The sequence below is a fragment of the Pseudomonas rubra genome (assembly GCF_028656935.1).
Taxonomy (GTDB): Bacteria; Pseudomonadota; Gammaproteobacteria; order Pseudomonadales; family Pseudomonadaceae; genus Aquipseudomonas; species Aquipseudomonas rubra.
The window spans coordinates 38,762-56,219 of sequence record NZ_JAMDGZ010000034.1; the positions used below are offsets into that span (position 1 = coordinate 38,762).

Genomic DNA, 17,458 nt, shown 5'->3' on the forward strand with positions numbered 1-17,458 from the left:
ACCCTTAACTGATCATCGTGACGAGCTTCGGCCATTGCACCGCAACGGACGTAACCCCTGGGTGTTGTGTCTGCGTCTCGCCCGGCCATGTCGCCCGTGCGTCGACTGCCCGCAGCTCCAGGCGACCAGCATTGCCGCGCAAGCGTTGCACCAGCAGTTGCCAGAAGCGCGAGTTGACCTTGGTCAGTTCATGGCCGCTGGCGAGCAGAGCGTCGATTTCACTGTCGATCGGGATATCCCACAGAATCAGGACCTCGGGCATGCCCGCCGGGGTTGGCACCGGCGTCAGTTGCAACGGTCCGGCCTCCCAGGCTGGCAGCCCGGAAGCGGAACGCGGCCAGTAACGCAACGGCTTGATGGCGGTCAGGTCGATCAGGTTGCCGGTGCGGATAGCCTGGGTGAAACGTGCAGCCAGATCAGCGCCGGTGCCGTTGTCTTTCAGCCATTGCTCAACCCGTTCCCCCACCATGAGGCAATCGCCGAGCAGCTCGCTGGTATCGAATTTCCCGTGGAATTTGAACCACACCGCCTGCTGCCCGAACTGGCTGGGGAAGCCTAGGATCCGCGCTTCATAGTCAGATTCACTTTCCAATGCCCTCTGCTCCAGGCCGAAGCTTCGTTCATGCGCCGCCAGCACCCTGCCAATGCGAGAAATGGCGCGTTCGAATAGCAGGTTGCTGGAATAAGCCGGGAGCCATTGCATGCTCATGAGGTCAGTCAAGATCGGCGCATAGGTTACCGTCAGGCTGAAGGTGCCCTGGTCGGGGCTGCTCAGGACCAGATCCGGCTCGCCAATCGACGTCCAGCGTGTGCCACGGCAGCGAACCGCTACGGCAGCGGTTGCCGGGTCTTCGGCGACCAAACCGGTGTTCGACAGTTCTTCGCTGAGCAGCGTTGCGCCGCTGGGGGCGTGGTAAAGCAACTGATAGCTGATATCCGGATCGGGCCACCAGCGCACATCCCGCGGATCCTCGCTATCCCATTCGCGGGCAGCCTGCGGCGTCAGGTCGTGGTGCGACAACAGCCGATGGCTGAGCAGATACAGTGTTTCGTTGTTCTTTCCGACCTTCAGGCTAAGTATCGGCGCTAACTTTTTAGCGTTGTCCAGCGTCCGTAAGGCGCGCCGCGGCAGATCGTCCTGAAGCACCGAGACCAGTTCGGACACCACAATTCCGGCGCGCGCCGCGGCAACCGCCAGCACTTTGTAATGCGGCGCCACAGCTGGGAAATTCACCACATCGGCGCCCTTCCACAGCCCCGATTGACTCTCGGCCATCTCGGCCAGGCGCGCCGGGGTCAAACGGCGCAGTTCGCCCGGTGCCGGTGGCTGGTCGTCGCGCGAGCGCTCCCAGGCCGGTTGTTGCTGCGGATGCACGGCCTTGCGCTGCGGGTACAGGTTGGGCACGGCGAAGTTGTGGCGTTGAGTGAGTTTTTCCGGCCAGCCAGGACTTCGGTAGGCGCGCAACTGCGTGAGCAGCACGTCAGGTTTGCCCAGCCGGGCGAACAACGAGCGGTTGGATGCGGCCAGTGACTCTTCGCCGTGGCGCGCCAACATGAGCTCCCAGGTTTCGTGCTGGATCGAACTGCCGAGAATCACCGGTGGCTCGATGCGTTCGGTGCGTGGCACCACCGCGATGGCGTGGCCGATCGGCTGTTGCAGCATATCGGCCGTAACCAGCCGCTCGCGCTCATCCGGTGGCAGCACCTTGACGCTGGCCATCAGGTGCGCATAACGCGACACCGGTCGCAACGCATAGGCGCGGGCGTGTCCCCAGCGGTCATCGCTGGGAATGTACAGGCGCACGCAGCCAGCAGCATCCGCGGCCAGCCGCAACGGGTTGGTCTTGCTCGGCGCCGCAAGCGCCAGGTTCACCACGGCTGGCCCGGTCAGGTGCGGCTCGGGCGCGGCGGCGTAATCGAGCAAGCGCTGCGACCATGGTGCGTATTGCTCCATGAGTGAGGTATAGGCGTCGGGTTCTGGATCGGCAAAGTCCGGTGTGACGGCGTGCAGGTGCGCGAGCAAGGTGGTGAAACGGCTATTTTTTTTCATTTGCCGCGCCCAGGCCTCGGCCTTGTGCACCGCGAACAGCTCGAAGACCTCAATGCCAGCCGAGAAGGCGCCTGGGTCGCGCAGTGGCCTGCCACGCCTGACCGCCGTCGTCGGGATTTTTACATTGACAGTCTTCTGCGCCGGCTTGCCATCCGCGGGAGAAATCGTCACCTGCAACTCGTACCACATCTCTATCCCGGCGAAATCATTCCGCCCGTCCGGATAACGCTCCCAAAGCCGATGCTTGACCAGTCTGGCCTGGGCGAGCTGCAGCTTGACCTGTTCGTCCTGTTTGCCAAGCGTGACGCCATAGCCCGTCGCCGGATCGACCAGATCGATTACCTCGCGGACGTTATCGTTGCTCACTCGTTTCAGGCACAAGGAGATGCGCTCCACGGTCCAATCGTTGCCCGCTTCGCCCTCAAGCGCTTTGAGGCAAGCCTCGACGTTATCGAACGTCAGTCGCCGATACTTCCAGACCATCTCTGGTGTCGGACGCAACGACAGCTGAATCATCGCCAGGCCGTCGTCGTCCACCTGGAAAGCTTTGCTGCCGGTGGTCGCCGTGCTAGTCGCGTCGAACGGCCGGACCACTCGATTGCCACCGGGTTTGAGCAGCACTTCGGCGAACGCCTGGCACGAGTTGCCGAGCCGCCGCTGCCAGCGTGCGAGTACGCCGCTGAACACAGCGTCAACCCGCGCCGCGAGTTCCGATGGCCGCAGGAAGCGGCCCTTGCCAAGGTCATACAGGCGCAGTGTCGCTGCCAGCCCCAGTCCTTGCAGGACGCCCCAGCCGTACGGGTCGCTAGAGGCCGGGCTGGCCGCCAGATAGCCGTTGAGCTCACGGGCATCGACCTGCGGTGCCGGCTGCAGCATGACGTTGTAGGCGCGATAGACCTGAGGTACGAACTTGCCCGTCTGATTGCCCGGCTGCCGATCGCGCAGGGCCAGCTCGGCCAGTGTTTCCTCGAGCAGCGGGTGCAACGGCGATCTGAAATCCAGCGCCACTTGCACACTGGCCAACTGCGTCAGACGGAGGCCGTCCGTCCCGTCGATGTAAGCCGAAAGCTCAAGGTTCAGGCCATCGAGCGCTCCCGGATCACGTCTCCACAACGCCAGCACGTCGGTTTGACTGTCCAGCCCCTCCAGGCACAAACTCAGCAACAGGTAGCGCAAGACGCTGGCGCTGAACTTGTCTCCCTGCTCTTTGCGCAAACACTGATACTGGTCAAAGACGAAGAAATGCTGCTGCGGAGCAACGCCGGCATTTTCAACGATGGGCACACACTGTTTGATTTCCAGCGTCGACAGCTTGCCATCGAGGGTGCGCGCGGCCGGCGAACCGACGGTGATGGCAAACTTCGCCATGATCGAATCGGGTACGCCATTGCGCAGCAGTTCAATAATCGCCGACTCTGGCGCCTGCAACAGAAGGCGCTGGCGCGGCAAACGCTCGGGGAAGCAAGGCGTCGTCTCGCGTGCCGAATACCAGGCACGCCGCGGCGCTGAAACCTGGTTCTGAGCGCAGGGCTTCGCTCGCCAGGATTCGCTTGGGTAATGGGCCTGCCAGCCCAGCCAGTCGGCATTGTTCGACGGTACCAGGCTGGCCTCCTCCGGCGCCAGCAGTTCGATATGCGCGACGCGACGCGCTCGCTTCCACGTATCCGGGCTGTTCTCAAGGGCCGTCGCCCGGGTGTCCAGCGGTGCCAGGTCGTCAAGGTCCAGTTCATGCAGATCAAATCCGGCAACGCTGGTCAGGTGCAGCGGCTCGACAGTCTTCGAATCCCAGTTCGGCACCACATCGAATTCCAGATGCACCGCGCTGCGACGGGCGCTGTCACGCTGCACTTCGATGCACTGTTCATTGTTGCCCGCCCATTGCTCCAGTCTGGCACCCGGCACCGGCATGCGCAGATGCAGGAATCCGCTGCGCACCCTCACCTGCCGCTGTGGCAGCGGCGGCAAACGCAGATGAACAGGCCACTCGAAAACTTCCGGACGGGTGCTGTTCAGCTCTACGTCTTGCGACTCTTTATCATTGATCCGCTGACGGTGGTCCATGGTCAGTTCACACGCGACCGGCACCAGGTGTGAAGTCAACGGTGGGTTGTCTCCTTGCTGGCCGTCGTCGGGAAGCGTGATGTTGGTGCGCAGCCAGAACCGGGTGGCGACCCGCTGTCCATCCGCGCTTATCCAGAGTGCATCCAGCAAGCGCGACAGTTGCGCGCTGCTCAACAGCGCTTTGTCCCATCCAGGTTCGCCACTCAAAGCCCCCCAGCGATCAAAGCGCCGCAGTGTGTCCTGATCTGGCTCCAGAGCCTGCACGCGTGCACGCAACGCTTTCTCGCGCTCTAAAGGATGCGCCTCGAACGACAGTTGGGACAGATCATTGGACTGAATCTCGAAATGCAACTGCACCGGTACGGCTTGTGCGCCGGCGCTGCCCAGGCCGCGAACCTTGTCGGTAGCGCCACCGGCGGCATAAGAGCCTGCGGGCAGAATCTGCTCCTGTTCGACTATCAGGGTGTAGGAACGCTTCGCCTTGAGACCGTCCTTGTGCTTCCAGGCCGGGTCGTGCACCGCGATGTACAACGCAAGGTCGTTCGGTCGATTGTGCCGGGTTTGCCAGCACAGACCGCTGTCCGCCGGGCTCGCTCGCTGGTCGCTGTAAAGCGTCTGCACCACGCGGATCTCGGCCTCGGCCGAGCGCACCGGTGCACGCGGCATTTCAAAGGTATAGAGGAAGCTCTTGCTCAGGCCACGGGTGCCGGCAATGTCCACCGGGGTGACCGAGTAGGTGAATGTCACATCGCTGGGCAGCGTGAGCTGCGTCCAGGCTCGCGCGGCCAACAGTGCGTCGGACTCATTGGTCGAGGGCAACAACGCCCGGCGCCAGTCGGCAGGCAGGTCGGCAAAGTCGTCGATATACTGCCAGTCGGTGGGATATAGCGCGACCCGGCTCAGGCCTTTACCTTCCTGCGACTCGCCAAGGGTCGCGGCGGGCTTGATCTGCATCATCCGGGGTTGATACTCGCGGCCTTCAATGGTTCGGCGGATTTCGTAGTGATGCAGGAACTGATCGGGATCCTCATGGATATTCCGCAACCAGGGCAACGACAGGTCCCAGTTCATGCACAGGCCATTGGCGCCAAGTTCCAGCTTCGAGCGGTCGAAGATCGGGTCCTGACGCTGGAACCAGCCCTGCGCCGGATTGAACACTTCGACGCTACCCGGTACGTCGTCGGTCTGGTCGTGCTTGTACACGGTCAGCGATTGCGCGAGTTTTTCCAGCTGCTCTACCGGGCCATAGAACATCATCCCCAGGTCGAGCACGTGGGCCTCGTCGGGATTCGTTCGCCCGGCGCCGCTGGCGAAAGCGACGAATTGTTCGAGGAACATGCTCATGGCGGTGGAGCGCGCCTGATGGGCCCGATCATCGGCCGGATACTGCACAGCGTCGGCGGCATGCTGGCGTTGCGCGTGATCGCGCTGCGCCGCGCGAGCGGCTTCGTCGCGGGTGTCCTGCGGTGTCTGACGTTGATGTTGCCGTGCGCGTTTCGGTTCTTGACGGTTCAGCGACAGGCGCCAGGGCTCAGCATCCTTGACTGCCTGCCAGGCAGTACTGGTCAGGAAACACTCGTCGAACAGTTGGTCGAGCCAGAAATCCACTTGCGGGGTGTCGACGGGGATTTTCGAGGTCCAGCGGCTGAACACGTACTCAACTTCAGTCTTGAGCGCCAGCAATTCGCCCAGCGTGCCCAGGCGAACGGTATCCACCAACTGCCCCAGGTTGCTGTAATCCAGCCGGTAAGAGAATCCCGGCAACGGGTTGTTCTGGCATGGCGGAGAGGCATAAAAGCCGCCCTCCGCTTCCTGGCGAACCTCACGCGGTACCAACAACCCATAGGCATAAGTGACGCCCGTGTGCGCAAGGCTGGCAGGGGCAGCCGCTTCATGCAACACCAGCCAGAAATTCGTTTTGCCGATAGATCGCCCGGCCCCCGGCGGGTAGATCAGGTCAGGTTTCGGCACGCTGCCAGACTGCGCCGTTGTGGGTGTCGGCAACGCCTGCTGCGGCTGTGCTTTGCGGGTCTCCAACTGCGCACCGGCGTCAATCCGCTGGTCACCGTCCTTGCTCGCCACGGCGGGCGGCAGGTCTGGCTGATCGGCGCTGATCGACATGGCCAGAAAGCGCTGTACCTGGGCCCGCGCCGCATCCAGGGTGGCGGAATTGAAGGCGAAGCCAACGCCCACGCTCAAGGTGCAGCCAAATACCGAGATCGCCAGTCGGGCATTGCCCCGACCGCCCACGCCGGAAGTGGTCACCGCCATCTCGATGGCGGCGCTGAATTGCACGGAATAAGAGAAACCGATGCGGATGGTGAAGCTCTTGAACCCTAGATCGATCTCCATCCAGGCGCGAACCCGGAAGGTCAGAGAGGCATCGAGCATGACCAGACCGTAGACCATCGAGCCACTGAAGCGCCAACTCAAATAAGCGATCAGGCGGGCGACGAAGCGCGCCTGCAAAGTGGCTTCGACGGCGACACCGACCGAGCCACCGCTGCTGCCGCCGAATGCCAGCCAGGCGTCCGCTTCAATGTTGTAGCCCCACAACAGACCATCGTCGGCGGCGCGGAAAATCATCCCGCCGCGCAAGGTAACTTTCATGTTCGGACTGTCGACCAGGCGCACCGCCAATTGGTCAGGCCAGCCCAACTCGTAGTGAAACAGCCCCGGACGGATGTACAGCGTTGCCGACCAATCGACCGACTCCACCGCGCGACGCAGCACCTCGCCCGTGCGCAGACCCTCGAAGCGCTCGCCAATGAAACCCTTGGAGTCGCCGACCATTCGCGCCAGCAACTCCGAACGCGGTGCGCTGATGTACAGGTAACCACGCAAGCCAGGCCGCTCGCGGAAGCTGTCCTTGTTGGCGCGAAAGTCCGCGTAGTTCACTCCGAGCCAGCCGCGCAGCGAAGCCAGCAGGGTCAGGTCGGAGCGCAAGGCGACGATCATGTCGAAGAAGAACGGGTTCTGTGCGACCTCTTCTTCCTTGTCGATGTAGGTTTTCTTCGCTGGGTAAGCCTGCAGCGCCGCGCGCAGCGCCAGGGTAAAGCGATCACCCTCGGGGTCGGGAGTCCAGGCGCCAAAGCGCGCCAGATCGCCCTGGCGTTTGGACACGTCGTCGAGTACCCGGATCAATTGCGCCGGGGTTTTCGCCTCGTCGGCGGCGCGAATGCCGGTCAGTGTGTAGCGAAAGCCGAAACCCATGCCGGCTTCGCGCATGTAGAAGTTCCAGAAGCCGGTGGGCACTTCCACCGCCAACTTGTCTTTCTGCAAGTAGACGAAGAACGCCTTGCGCCGTGTACCGGGCACATCTTTGCGCTCCACTTCGAGGAAGCCGAGGCTCGCCTGCATGGTGCCCCAGCCAGGGATCTCCACCTCGCCTTCGCCAAGGAAACCATAGGTGTTGTAGCCGACCGGAGCGAACTGTTTGCCTTCGACCGTTCGGGTCGACGGGTCGACTGCGAGCACCGCTCCCCGCACCTTCACCGAACCGGCCAGTTGCAGGTCCAGACCCAGACCTTCGGCACTGATCCGCGGTAGTGCTTCGCCCTTCCTGGCGGGGGCGATCCACAAACCATGGAAGTCGATTTTCGGCTGCATCACGTCACCGATCTCAGCGAACTTGATCTGCCCGGAGAGATTGATCGCAGGTGCGCCATCGAAACGATCCGAAGACGGGTGGAAGCCGAAACCGCGCAGTTCGAAGGTGAACAGGTTGAACAGCGAGAAACTTTTCTTCGGGTTCAGCGCCTTCTGGAACGATATATGTCGGGCCAGCACCCGCGCATCGCCGGTTAGCGGGGTGCGCTCCAGGCTGATTTCAATGTCCTTGAGAAAACCCAGCAAGCCACCCTCGAATTCGCCGGCCTTGGGCGTGAAGCGCAACGATCCGGTGACCAGCAAGTAGAGGTGATAACCGCCGTCCAACTGAATACCGATATCCAGGTCGGTGATGTTCAGGGTGAAACGGGTAGCGTGGCAGACGATGGCCTCGCCCTTCTTGTCGATGGCCACCTTGCCCGACTGCAGCACGATACCGCTGGCATCCTGACCGAAGGCCAGATCCAGCGTGCACTCGGCATCCCCGATCAGCGCCGGCGGCAGCGTGCCGCGCCCGCAGATCGTCGCCTCCACCAGTTTGCTCGCGGCCATCTTGAAGCGCCCCGTGTGGAAACGGAACGGCACATCCAGGCCATTGATCCGCACAGCGCGGTCGTCAACGGTCGCGCTGATGTCGATGCCGCGCCGACCGATAAAGAAATTCGACACCTTGAACACGATACCGTCGTCGTTCGCCGACAATCCGTTGAAACGCAATTCCATGCGTGCTTTGTCCGGATTGAGGCCAAGTCCGGACTCACCGTCGAGGAAACTCAAGGTAAACATCTCGACTTCGTCGTTGCGTTTGCGCGCGTCGTCGTCGAGCTGTTCGATGACCCAGGTCAGGCCAAGCGCCTGCTCAAAAATGCGACGCGACTTCAGGCCTACTCCAGTGGGAGCCTGCAGTTTCACCCGCAAGGTTTCCAGGGCGAGAGTCAGAGCGAGCTTGACCTGGCTCTGAATCCCGGCCGCCTTGACCCCTAGGGTCAGTTCGCCGTTCACCTCGCGCTTCGCGGAGTTGTAATTGGAGGAAAAATTCTCGACCCAGACCACCTGAGCGAAACTGTCCTTGAGCTTTTTGAGGAAGTCGTCTTTCGGCGGCGGGTCTGCCGCGATGCCAGGCTCACCCATCCCCAGCAGTGGCAACAGACGATCCTTGGCGAACGCGACATCCACGTCCAGATCCAGTGGTTCCAGTTGTAAACGGCCTTTGACCTCGACCCCGGCCGGCACCGGCGTAATGGTGTGCAAGCTGCCTTTGAGCTGTTTGAAGAATACCGCCTGGCCGCGTCCGACACCGACCAGAACGATGTCCAGGCGCTGGCTGGTGCTGCTGGCGCTGACGCTGGTCTTCAAGGCGATGATCCGCGTGCTTGCGCGCTGGCCATCGTTCTCGGCGGCGTCCGGCATATGGCTGGCGCTGTGCTCGTCGGAGTTCTCCAGCCACAAGTCGGTGCCCAGCTCGGCAATCGGCGTGGACCTGGCTGGCTGCGGATGACTGAGCAGCAGGTAAGCGCCAGGGTTGTCGATAAAATCCAGCAACAGACCCGGCTGCCAGCCCTGATGCAGTTTCAACTCAAGCCCGGCGACCACACAGTTGCGCTCGCCGGACAGCGGGGTCTTGCGCAGGATCAGGATCTGTCGTAACTGCAGCGGCGCCAGACCGACCCGCACCTCGAACTGCAGCGCCGGCAGGTCGGGTTCGTCCAGGCCAAAGGGATTTTTCAGCTGTGTCAGGATCGCGCAGATGCCCTGGGCCAGGGCATCCAGAGCGTGGCCGAGCATCGCTAGCGCATCGGCCAGCACCTTGCCGACAAACAGCACCGCTTTTGCCAGCGCAGCGGCAAAGCGACCGAGGATTTCCAGTAGCCGGGTCAGGCGGGGTGCAGTGGCTTCGGGGCCTTCCAGGCTGGCGAGGAAAGCGACAACACTTCTCGCGCCGCGCAGCAAGGCGGCGCCAGCGTTATCGAGCAGCGCAAGCGGATAAGGCTCGACCAGCTCCAGGGCAATGATGCGCGAAGCCGAGGTGGTGAACTGCACCTGCCCCTTGAGCGTGATGAACGTTTGCGGGTCGTCGGCCAGGCGAATTTGCAAGCGTTCGAACGTCACGTCGGCCAGCAGGCAGCGATCCTGATTCTGGGCGAGCCAGGCAAGGCTGACTGACAAACCGCTGACCTGGACTTCCAGCGGCCCGAGCCGGCCGTTATGGACGTGATCTTTCAGCACCTCAAGCGTGCCTTGGGGGGGCTGATGCTTCAACCACAGACCGCTGCCGGTATTGGCGACCGTGAGGCGACTGATGGAAACCTCACCGACGACTGCCTTGAAACTGATCTCGAACTGGGCAAGCTGCGGCTCTATATCGACCCAGTTGACGGGGTCGGCAGACGCCACCAGTGCCCAGCGCAAAACGCCGCCCGACAGATCGATAGCCAGCAGAGGTTGGGCTGGCGTTGCCTTCAGGCTCACATTGACGTGGCTGGCGAAGACCGCGTCGAGCCGGTCGAGCAAGCGTGACGAGCCGATATCACCTGGCCAGACCAGCGTGGTAGTGGCGCTCAGGTCGGGGAACTCGAACTCCGGGAAGGAAAAGTTCAGGTCGTCCAGGTCCACGCGCAATAGCGCTGGACGGTTAAGGTGCAGCGCGCAGCAGAAGCTGCTGCTGACCTGAACGTTCGGCAGGGCCGGTTTGACCGCCAGGGCCAGGGTGGAGTGCAGCGAAAACTCGGCAATGCGCTCGCTTTTTTCCAGCAGCCAGTCGGCCAACAGCAGCTTGATCTCGCCGCTCGTTGCCGTGGTCAGGCCGAGGAATGCGTTGCTGCTGTCCCACGTGACATGCACCGACTCCAGCGCTCGGAGTGCATCGACCAGCTCAGCCTTTGCCTGCGCCTCGCGCAAGTCGACTTCTCGCTTCACGGCTGCAACCGAAAGGGCCCGCGTGCCATCGCCGGCGGGCTCCGAGGCCCACTCGGGCACGCTGACCGCCGACGGCATCTTCGCACTGATCCGCACCACGCCCGCCTGCTCCAGCAACAGCCTTTGCCAGCCCGCGCCTTGCTGCGGATCGCGCTCCAGGTACAACACCAGCTCGTTGTCGAACTGCGCGATGATCATCCGTTCCACAGCACTCCCTCCCCTTACCTCGGCTTCCTGCGGCGCGTCTAAAGGTTTAGGCGCAATCGGTCATGCTGAAACGGTTTCCGGCATTTGCTTGTCGGGGCCTTCGGGAACGCCGGCCCCCGCGCCCAGCCGGCGGATCGTCGACTTGGGCAGCGTTGGCGCATCGACCAGGATCGCATCTGCGAGCAGGATGCCCCGCGCCCGCAACGCGACCACCAGGGTGGAAAGGCAACCCTTGTGCCTGAGCACCTGGATCCACAGCTCTGCCCGATCGATACCCAGTTCGGTCGAACTGGTGTCCAGGTCGTCAGCGCTCAGATTCAGCTTTTCACGTCCCACACGAATTTGCGTCAGCGCTTCGACAGCTTGCGGGTAGGTATCAGGGTCGCGAAGGATGCGTTCGACATCTTGGTCATTGAACGTCAGTTCAGGTAGAGCTTCATCCGGGACAGGCATTTCACGCCGAGCCTCCAGCACGCACAGTAGCAATCCAGCCAGAACGCAACGCGAACATCGGCGCGACCCGGACCTGGTGTTTCTCGGCTCCTTCCCTACTGCGGCAACGCTAGCGACGAGCGACAACCGAGGGCACTGCGGATGAGGTTACTAAGCAATAGCACAATGCAACTGCAGGCGCGAAAAATATTGCCTTCAGCTTGCAATCCGTGAGCAACGGCAGTTCGTTCAGCCCTCCCCAAACAACTGAAGAGCAAAAAACACTGACAGGAATTATTTTGCAAGGGTACTTTCTCGAGCTCAATATTTGAAAAATGAATATAATAATCAGTGATATGGACGCTTTGGTGCCGAAGTTTCCAGCTCGAAAAACGACGCGACGCCACGCCAGTGCTGAAAGATTGCTCAACCCGCTTTGCAACACCGAATCGCACTCGCCAAGGCGGCGATTCGCCAGGACCTGCGGCACGTACACCGACAAAAACCGCGACCCTGCGACGCTTGTCTTTGGGAGACTGGGCAATGGCCAGAAATGCGATTTGATCCGGCGGAACGCGCATGTTGCGTTCTCCTTAGCAGCTCGAAAGGAAGGTCGATTGATACAACCAAGCGATTACCGGACTAAGTTCTTTGGCAGCACATCGCGCGCGACCACGATGACAAGGATCTATTGTTCAAATTGCAACAACGAAATCTACGATAGCGCGCTCAGCAAAGCGGCCTACATAAATCTCACGTTCAAACGGCAACAACGGGTCATTAGGGTTCGCCTGTCTAATGCTCCCGCTCGCCACAATGCGATAAATTTTGCTGGTTTCCAGAGTGCTACCACCGGAAGACGGCAAACGCATCGGGTCAGCAAAAAACACATTCTTCAAACGCGACCACAGATGAGGAGTCCCGCCGATAACACCAGTAATCGGCGGACTCATATGAGGTGGAGGAACGGCTATTTCCTCAAGATGAATCCTCACATCCCCCACGGCCTGATTTCGAATGATCCTGATCGAAACCCATGCACTGCCACTTGCAGGTTTCGGCTTGTCTTGTACAGCCTCAACTGGCGGTCGTAATCCTAATGTCTTGAGAAGCTGATAGATGGCCGAACTTCCCCCTGCCAGGACACAAGCAGAGAGAAACCTGGATAACGACCCAGCGTTACTTTGACCGCCGGCCATTGAGACGATTTTGTTAAATATGTCGTAATCAAACTGTCTGACGACGGCATAGCCGACTGCAATCATGATGAGTGTCTTTACGGCGCGCTTATTGAAAAACTCCAGGTACAGACGCCATTGAAACAACGTGCTGAGGGCCGACTCCAGGACAGCGGCAACCACAAAGGCGCCCACCAGCAACGGAATCAAAACATTGAGATCAGTCATCAGTTCTCTCCATCGAAAAGAGATCCGCTCACACAAACTTCAGCCTTGATCTTTGATTCAGGATACGGGTAACGGGATCGTATCTACTCTGCACCCCTGCCCCGCAAAACCCGCATTCAATAACTGGAGGAGAAAGCGTCTCGCCTCAAAGGCCGAGGCTCGGTATTTGCGATAGGAATCAGCATTGACTAACACCGGGTCAAAGAGTGTCTTCATTTTCTCCAACTCGCCGACCGCGGCTTCAAGATCGGATTTGGCTTGTGCCACAGTGGAGGCAGTGCTAGACAGGGTTCGGGCAGCTCTTACTGCTGCACTCATCGCACGCGCTGCAGACTGGGCCGGCGTCTTTGGAGCAACTGCGCCAATGACCCCCTTGAACAACGCTACGCGCCCTTTCCCAAACGCAACAACCGCTTCAGCCTTTTCCTGCGGCGTCCTTGCGTCATACAACTGGATCCCGAATTCCGCAGTTTCGTAAAGTATTTTCACTCCATACGCAGAGCCGATACAGACCGGATTACGTGTGAGGACGCAAGTCTCGACAGTAAGGTCGACGGTGACGCCAATCGCCTCAAGAGCCAACTTCTTGTTGCCCTTGGCTACAGCCTCCGACGCCTTGCTCACAGCAATTTGGCGACGGTCCAAAGCAGCTATGATCGTGATGACTTCTGAATCGAGTTCGGTCTGGAGCATCGACGCACTTCTAGACGCTTCCTTGGCCAGAGCAGCATCGAACTGCCCAAGCGCCAAGCAGTCTGCCACGCTATATCCAGCAATTTGCGCATCAATCAAAGAGGTGCATTGATAGGGCATGGTGTGTCCTCAGAAATAATGCCGCGTCTTCCTGTCCCTATCGTTCCTGGCGACGCCCGCCGCGAACGTTATCTTCGAAGGTTTAGGGGGTTGACCTACAAACTGTAGCTACTACCCGCCAAATTGCTCTGGATTTTTCATGGCACTATGCCTTTTTCCTTTTAGTATTCGTGTAGACGACTTATCCCTCGCTGACAGTGCCCAGAAGGGCTTGATGGCTCCTGCCACAGCAGCCGATTGGCAAACGCCGTCCTTCATCGCGGAAAATGACTTCATGAGCATGCGTTCAGGAAAACTTTATGACCGAGTACTGCGATCTTGTGATGAAGGGAGGGATCACCAACTGAGTTGTGTACCCCACTCAGCCAGTAGCCGCGTCGAGTCAGACCCTGATTACGCATCATCCCGCAGGGTGAACGTGGGGGCACACTGAGAACCACCAAACGCCATACTTGAACTCAGGCTGACTCTCCATTCGAGTTGGGTGCCCTCCCAGCAGCCATCTCAGCTAAGTTGGCAGGCGAATAGATCCTGCCAGGATTTTTCGCCTCATTTTTCCAAAAATTATTTCTGGCGGTACTCCAGCACTCCCACCCCCATGGATCAATCCAGCCGGCACCAGATGCACCGCGAAATCATGCGCTGTCGCCCCGATATCCATGCGACCGTGCACCTGCATCCCGATGATGTCATTGCATTTTCTCCGTCATGCAATGGCGGCAGATGAGGTACGTGTCGAACGACACCGCGCTCGTCATGGGCAAGCTGCCATGCATTCTTGGCGAGGGCGTGAATGTCGAGCTCGACGTCAGCGCAATCGGTCCATGCAAATGGACTCGCTATCAGACGCGCCCTGCCCTGTTTCCGGCCATCACGGCGTGGATTAATCGTGATGTAAGCAGTGATCAAAATCTCGCAGAAAGTTCCCCTCGCCCTATTCGACTTTGACAGTACACATCAACTTTAGTCATGAGCATACACGCTACTCATGAACCGACTTATCAAGAATTTACGGCGCAAAAACGCAAACAGACAGCAACTTTATACGCGAATCAATACCCTTTCGGCACGTCTTCGGAGTATCGAGAGAGCTGTATGTTCCTGTACGTCAATACCTTCATTCGCCCTGCCAAACCCACCTCGTTCGCTCATGCCAGCAAGGCCAGGTCCCTTGCCTTCCTGCCTGTCCACGCAAGCCTCGCGACGTTGTTGTTGGTAGGGCCGGCACTCGCTGCACCACTGCCGTCCCCCGTCGTCGCCAACACCTTGCCAGCCAACCCCAACCCTTTTGCCGTGGATACGGGACTTCTGGGCAAAGTCTACGTCAGCGGCCAATTGACCGGACTCGGCCTCTGGCAGAACCACGTGGTCGACACCCCCGGCAATGGCAATGAAAACGTCCGTGCCGACCTCAGCAATGCGCAGGTCGAGATCCAGACCACCGACGGGCCGTTGCAGTTTTACATACAGGCTGGTAGCTACTCGCTGCCCTCACTAGGCAGCGCCTACATGAAGTCGAGCAAGGCCGCCGATGAACTCTACGGCAACCTGCCCGTGGGCTACCTAAAGGCCCCGATCGGCGAGCACTTATCCATCATTGCCGGCTCCCTGCCGACACTGGTCGGCGCGGAGTCTACTTTCACCTTCCAGAACATCAACATCCAACGTGGACTGCTGTGGAACCAGGAACCCGCGATCAGCCGCGGGGTGCAGCTGAACTTCGCGGGTGATCGGCTCAGCGCCAGCTTGTCGGTGAACGATGGCTTCTACTCAGGGAAGTACAACTGGGTCAGCACCAGCCTTGCCTACGGATTTGATGCCAGCAACACCATCGCGTTCATTGGCGCAGGCAACTTCTCGAGCAACTCGAAGTCCACCACCGCAACGCCCATGGTGCAGAACAACAGCCAGATCTACAACCTGATCTACACCCACTCCAAGGGTGACTTCACCCTCAGTCCCTATCTGCAATACACCCGAGTCGACAAGGACGCCGCCAGCGGTATCGGCGCCGCAGCCGAGAGCTACGGCGCGGCGGTACTGGGCAAGTACAACTTTGATAACCACTGGGCTCTGGGTGTGCGTGCCGAGTACATCGACAGCCAAGGTGGAAGCTGTAGCCTGGACGACGATTGTGCATCGACCAACTTGCTCTATGGCCCAGGATCCGGCGCATGGTCGTTTACCGCCACGCCCACCTACCGAGATGGACCCTTCTTCGTCCGTGGCGAGCTGGCCTACGTCAGGGCATTGGGCGCCGACGAGAGTTCAGCCTTCGGCGGTGCAGGTGAGGAGCATGACCAAGTGCGCATGCTCGCCGAAACCGGCCTGATGTTCTGAACCGCAGGCCCTGCGGCAACGTGCTGACTGGCCCGTTCCCGCGGGGCCTGGCTGGCGCTTCAAGGATAGAACGATGAAACTTGCGAGGCCTCTATGAACACCCCCGCCGATCAACTGAAAAAACAGCTCAAGCAACAAGGCATCACCGAAGTCGAATGCATGATCAGCGACTTTTGCGGCATTGCCCGCGGCAAGATTGCCGCTACCGGGAAGTTCCTCGAAGAAGGCGGCATGCGCCTGCCGGAAAGCGTCCTGCTGCAAACCGTGACCGGCGATTACGTCGACGACCAGGTATTCCATGCCCTGCTCGACGAGGCAGGCGCCGACATGTTCTGCCGGCCTGCCCCACACGCCGTATTCGTCTTGCCCTGGCTGGCGGAACCCACCGCCATGGTCATCCACGATTCCCTCGACAAGTTCGGCAAGCCTATCGAATTGTCACCGCGCAACGCGCTCAAGCGGGTGCTCGATCTCTATGCCGATAACGGTTGGAGGCCGGTGGTGGCGCCGGAGCTTGAGTTCTATCTGACCAGACGCAGCCATGACCCAGACCTGCCACTGGAGGCACCCAACGGCCGCTCCGGCCGTCCGGAACGGGGGCGGCAGAGCTTCTCTATCGATGCCACCCACGAGTTCGCTGCACTGTTCGAGGACCTCTACCAGTGGTGCGACGTACAGCAACTGGACCTGGACACCCTGAGCCACGAAAGCGGCCCCGCGCAGATGGAAGTCAACTTTCGTCATGGCGACGCATTGCGCCTGGCCGATCAGCTCATTGTGTTCAAGCGCACCCTGCATGAAGCGGCGCTCAAGCATGGGGTCAGCGCGACCTTCATGGCCAAGCCCATCGCCTTCCAGCCCGGAAGCGCGATGCACATCCACCAGAGCGTGCAAAACGTGGCCACCGGCAAGAACCTGTTCGCCACCGACGACGGCGCCATGAGCAAACAGTTCCTGCACTACATCGGCGGTCTGCAGCGCTATATCCCACAAATGCTGCCCCTGTTCGCCCCCAACGTGAACTCTTTCCGCCGTTTCCTGCCGGACAACTGCGCACCGGTGAACGTCGCCTGGGGTCATGAGAACCGTACCGTTGGCCTGCGTGTGCCGACTGCGCCAGCAGCGGGCCTGCGCGTGGAAAACCGCCTGCCCGGCGCCGATGCCAATCCGTATCTCGCCATGGCCGCGACCCTGCTGTGCGGTTATCTCGGCATACTCGAAGAGCTCAGCCCTTGCGACCCACTGCAGGGGCGAGCCTACGACCACTGCGGTCTGCTACTGCCAAATACGCTGGAGGATGCGCTGAGCCGGATGGAGGAATGCGATGTGCTCAAGCAGTATCTGGGCTGCCGGTTCGTGCAAGGCTATGTCGCCGTAAAACGCACCGAGCATGGGAACTACAGCCAAGTAATCAGCTCATGGGAGCGCGAATACCTGCAGTCAAACGTCTGAGCGCAGTGCCACGACTCGAGGCAAGTGACCTTTATGGGATCTTTATTCCTGATGCTGAGTGTAGGTCGGGAGCCGAAAGGTTTGGATAACGGTGCCAGTATCGGCTCAAGCCGTAACGCCAGGTAAAAACACAGAGAAAGGGTACGTGGGGTAATTTGAGGGGTGTATCCTG

General features: G+C 60.3%; 8 protein-coding genes. 3 read left to right on the forward strand and 5 right to left on the reverse strand.

Translation table 11 applies throughout. From position 1 onward, the window contains the following. Positions 1-4: 4 nt before the first annotated feature. The 5 genes from M5G17_RS16095 to M5G17_RS16115 form a co-directional block, all read right to left on the reverse strand. A complete protein-coding gene (locus M5G17_RS16095; RefSeq protein ID WP_273893898.1) occupies positions 5-10,843 on the reverse strand; it encodes a hypothetical protein in 10,839 nt (3,612 codons plus the stop codon). Between the two features lie 60 nt (positions 10,844-10,903). Further along, positions 10,904-11,296 carry a hypothetical protein gene (locus M5G17_RS16100; protein ID WP_273893899.1) on the reverse strand — a complete coding sequence of 131 codons (393 nt, stop codon included), beginning with the start codon at positions 11,294-11,296 and terminating at the stop codon, positions 10,904-10,906. A gap of 95 nt (positions 11,297-11,391) precedes the next feature. Beyond that, positions 11,392-11,856, reverse strand: coding sequence for a hypothetical protein (locus M5G17_RS16105; protein WP_273893901.1), 465 nt, complete (start codon positions 11,854-11,856; stop codon positions 11,392-11,394). A 114-nt stretch (positions 11,857-11,970) separates the two neighbouring features. Next, positions 11,971-12,681 (reverse strand): hypothetical protein, encoded by a 711-nt coding sequence (locus tag M5G17_RS16110; RefSeq protein WP_273893903.1) that lies wholly within the window; start codon positions 12,679-12,681, stop codon positions 11,971-11,973. 57 nt (positions 12,682-12,738) lie between these two features. Continuing rightward, the gene (locus tag M5G17_RS16115; RefSeq protein WP_273893904.1) at positions 12,739-13,494 is read right to left on the reverse strand and encodes a hypothetical protein; all 756 of its coding nucleotides are present in this window, start codon (positions 13,492-13,494) and stop codon (positions 12,739-12,741) included. 637 nt (positions 13,495-14,131) lie between these two features. Between M5G17_RS16115 and M5G17_RS16120 the strand changes: the two genes are divergently transcribed. From M5G17_RS16120 to M5G17_RS16130, 3 genes are all read left to right on the forward strand, one after another. Continuing rightward, complete coding sequence (locus tag M5G17_RS16120) at positions 14,132-14,221, forward strand: hypothetical protein (RefSeq protein WP_273893941.1); 90 nt, start codon at positions 14,132-14,134, stop codon at positions 14,219-14,221. Between the two features lie 368 nt (positions 14,222-14,589). Next, positions 14,590-15,834 (forward strand): outer membrane beta-barrel protein, encoded by a 1,245-nt coding sequence (locus M5G17_RS16125; protein WP_273893905.1) that lies wholly within the window; start codon positions 14,590-14,592, stop codon positions 15,832-15,834. Positions 15,835-15,927: 93 nt separating this feature from the next. Continuing rightward, positions 15,928-17,286 (forward strand): glutamine synthetase family protein, encoded by a 1,359-nt coding sequence (locus M5G17_RS16130; RefSeq protein WP_273893906.1) that lies wholly within the window; start codon positions 15,928-15,930, stop codon positions 17,284-17,286. Positions 17,287-17,458 lie beyond the last annotated feature (172 nt).

What these genes read in the sequence shown, in the direction of transcription:
- M5G17_RS16115 (WP_273893904.1), bottom strand. Translation starts at nt 13,494, where the DNA reads ATGCCCTATCAATGCACCTCTTTGATTGATGCGCAAATTGCTGGATAT.
- M5G17_RS16100 (WP_273893899.1), bottom strand. Translation starts at nt 11,296, where the DNA reads ATGCCTGTCCCGGATGAAGCTCTACCTGAACTGACGTTCAATGACCAA.
- M5G17_RS16125 (WP_273893905.1), top strand. Translation starts at nt 14,590, where the DNA reads ATGTTCCTGTACGTCAATACCTTCATTCGCCCTGCCAAACCCACCTCG.
- M5G17_RS16110 (WP_273893903.1), bottom strand. Translation starts at nt 12,681, where the DNA reads ATGACTGATCTCAATGTTTTGATTCCGTTGCTGGTGGGCGCCTTTGTG.
- M5G17_RS16105 (WP_273893901.1), bottom strand. Translation starts at nt 11,856, where the DNA reads ATGCGCGTTCCGCCGGATCAAATCGCATTTCTGGCCATTGCCCAGTCT.
- M5G17_RS16130 (WP_273893906.1), top strand. Translation starts at nt 15,928, where the DNA reads ATGAACACCCCCGCCGATCAACTGAAAAAACAGCTCAAGCAACAAGGC.
- M5G17_RS16120 (WP_273893941.1), top strand. Translation starts at nt 14,132, where the DNA reads ATGCGCTGTCGCCCCGATATCCATGCGACCGTGCACCTGCATCCCGAT.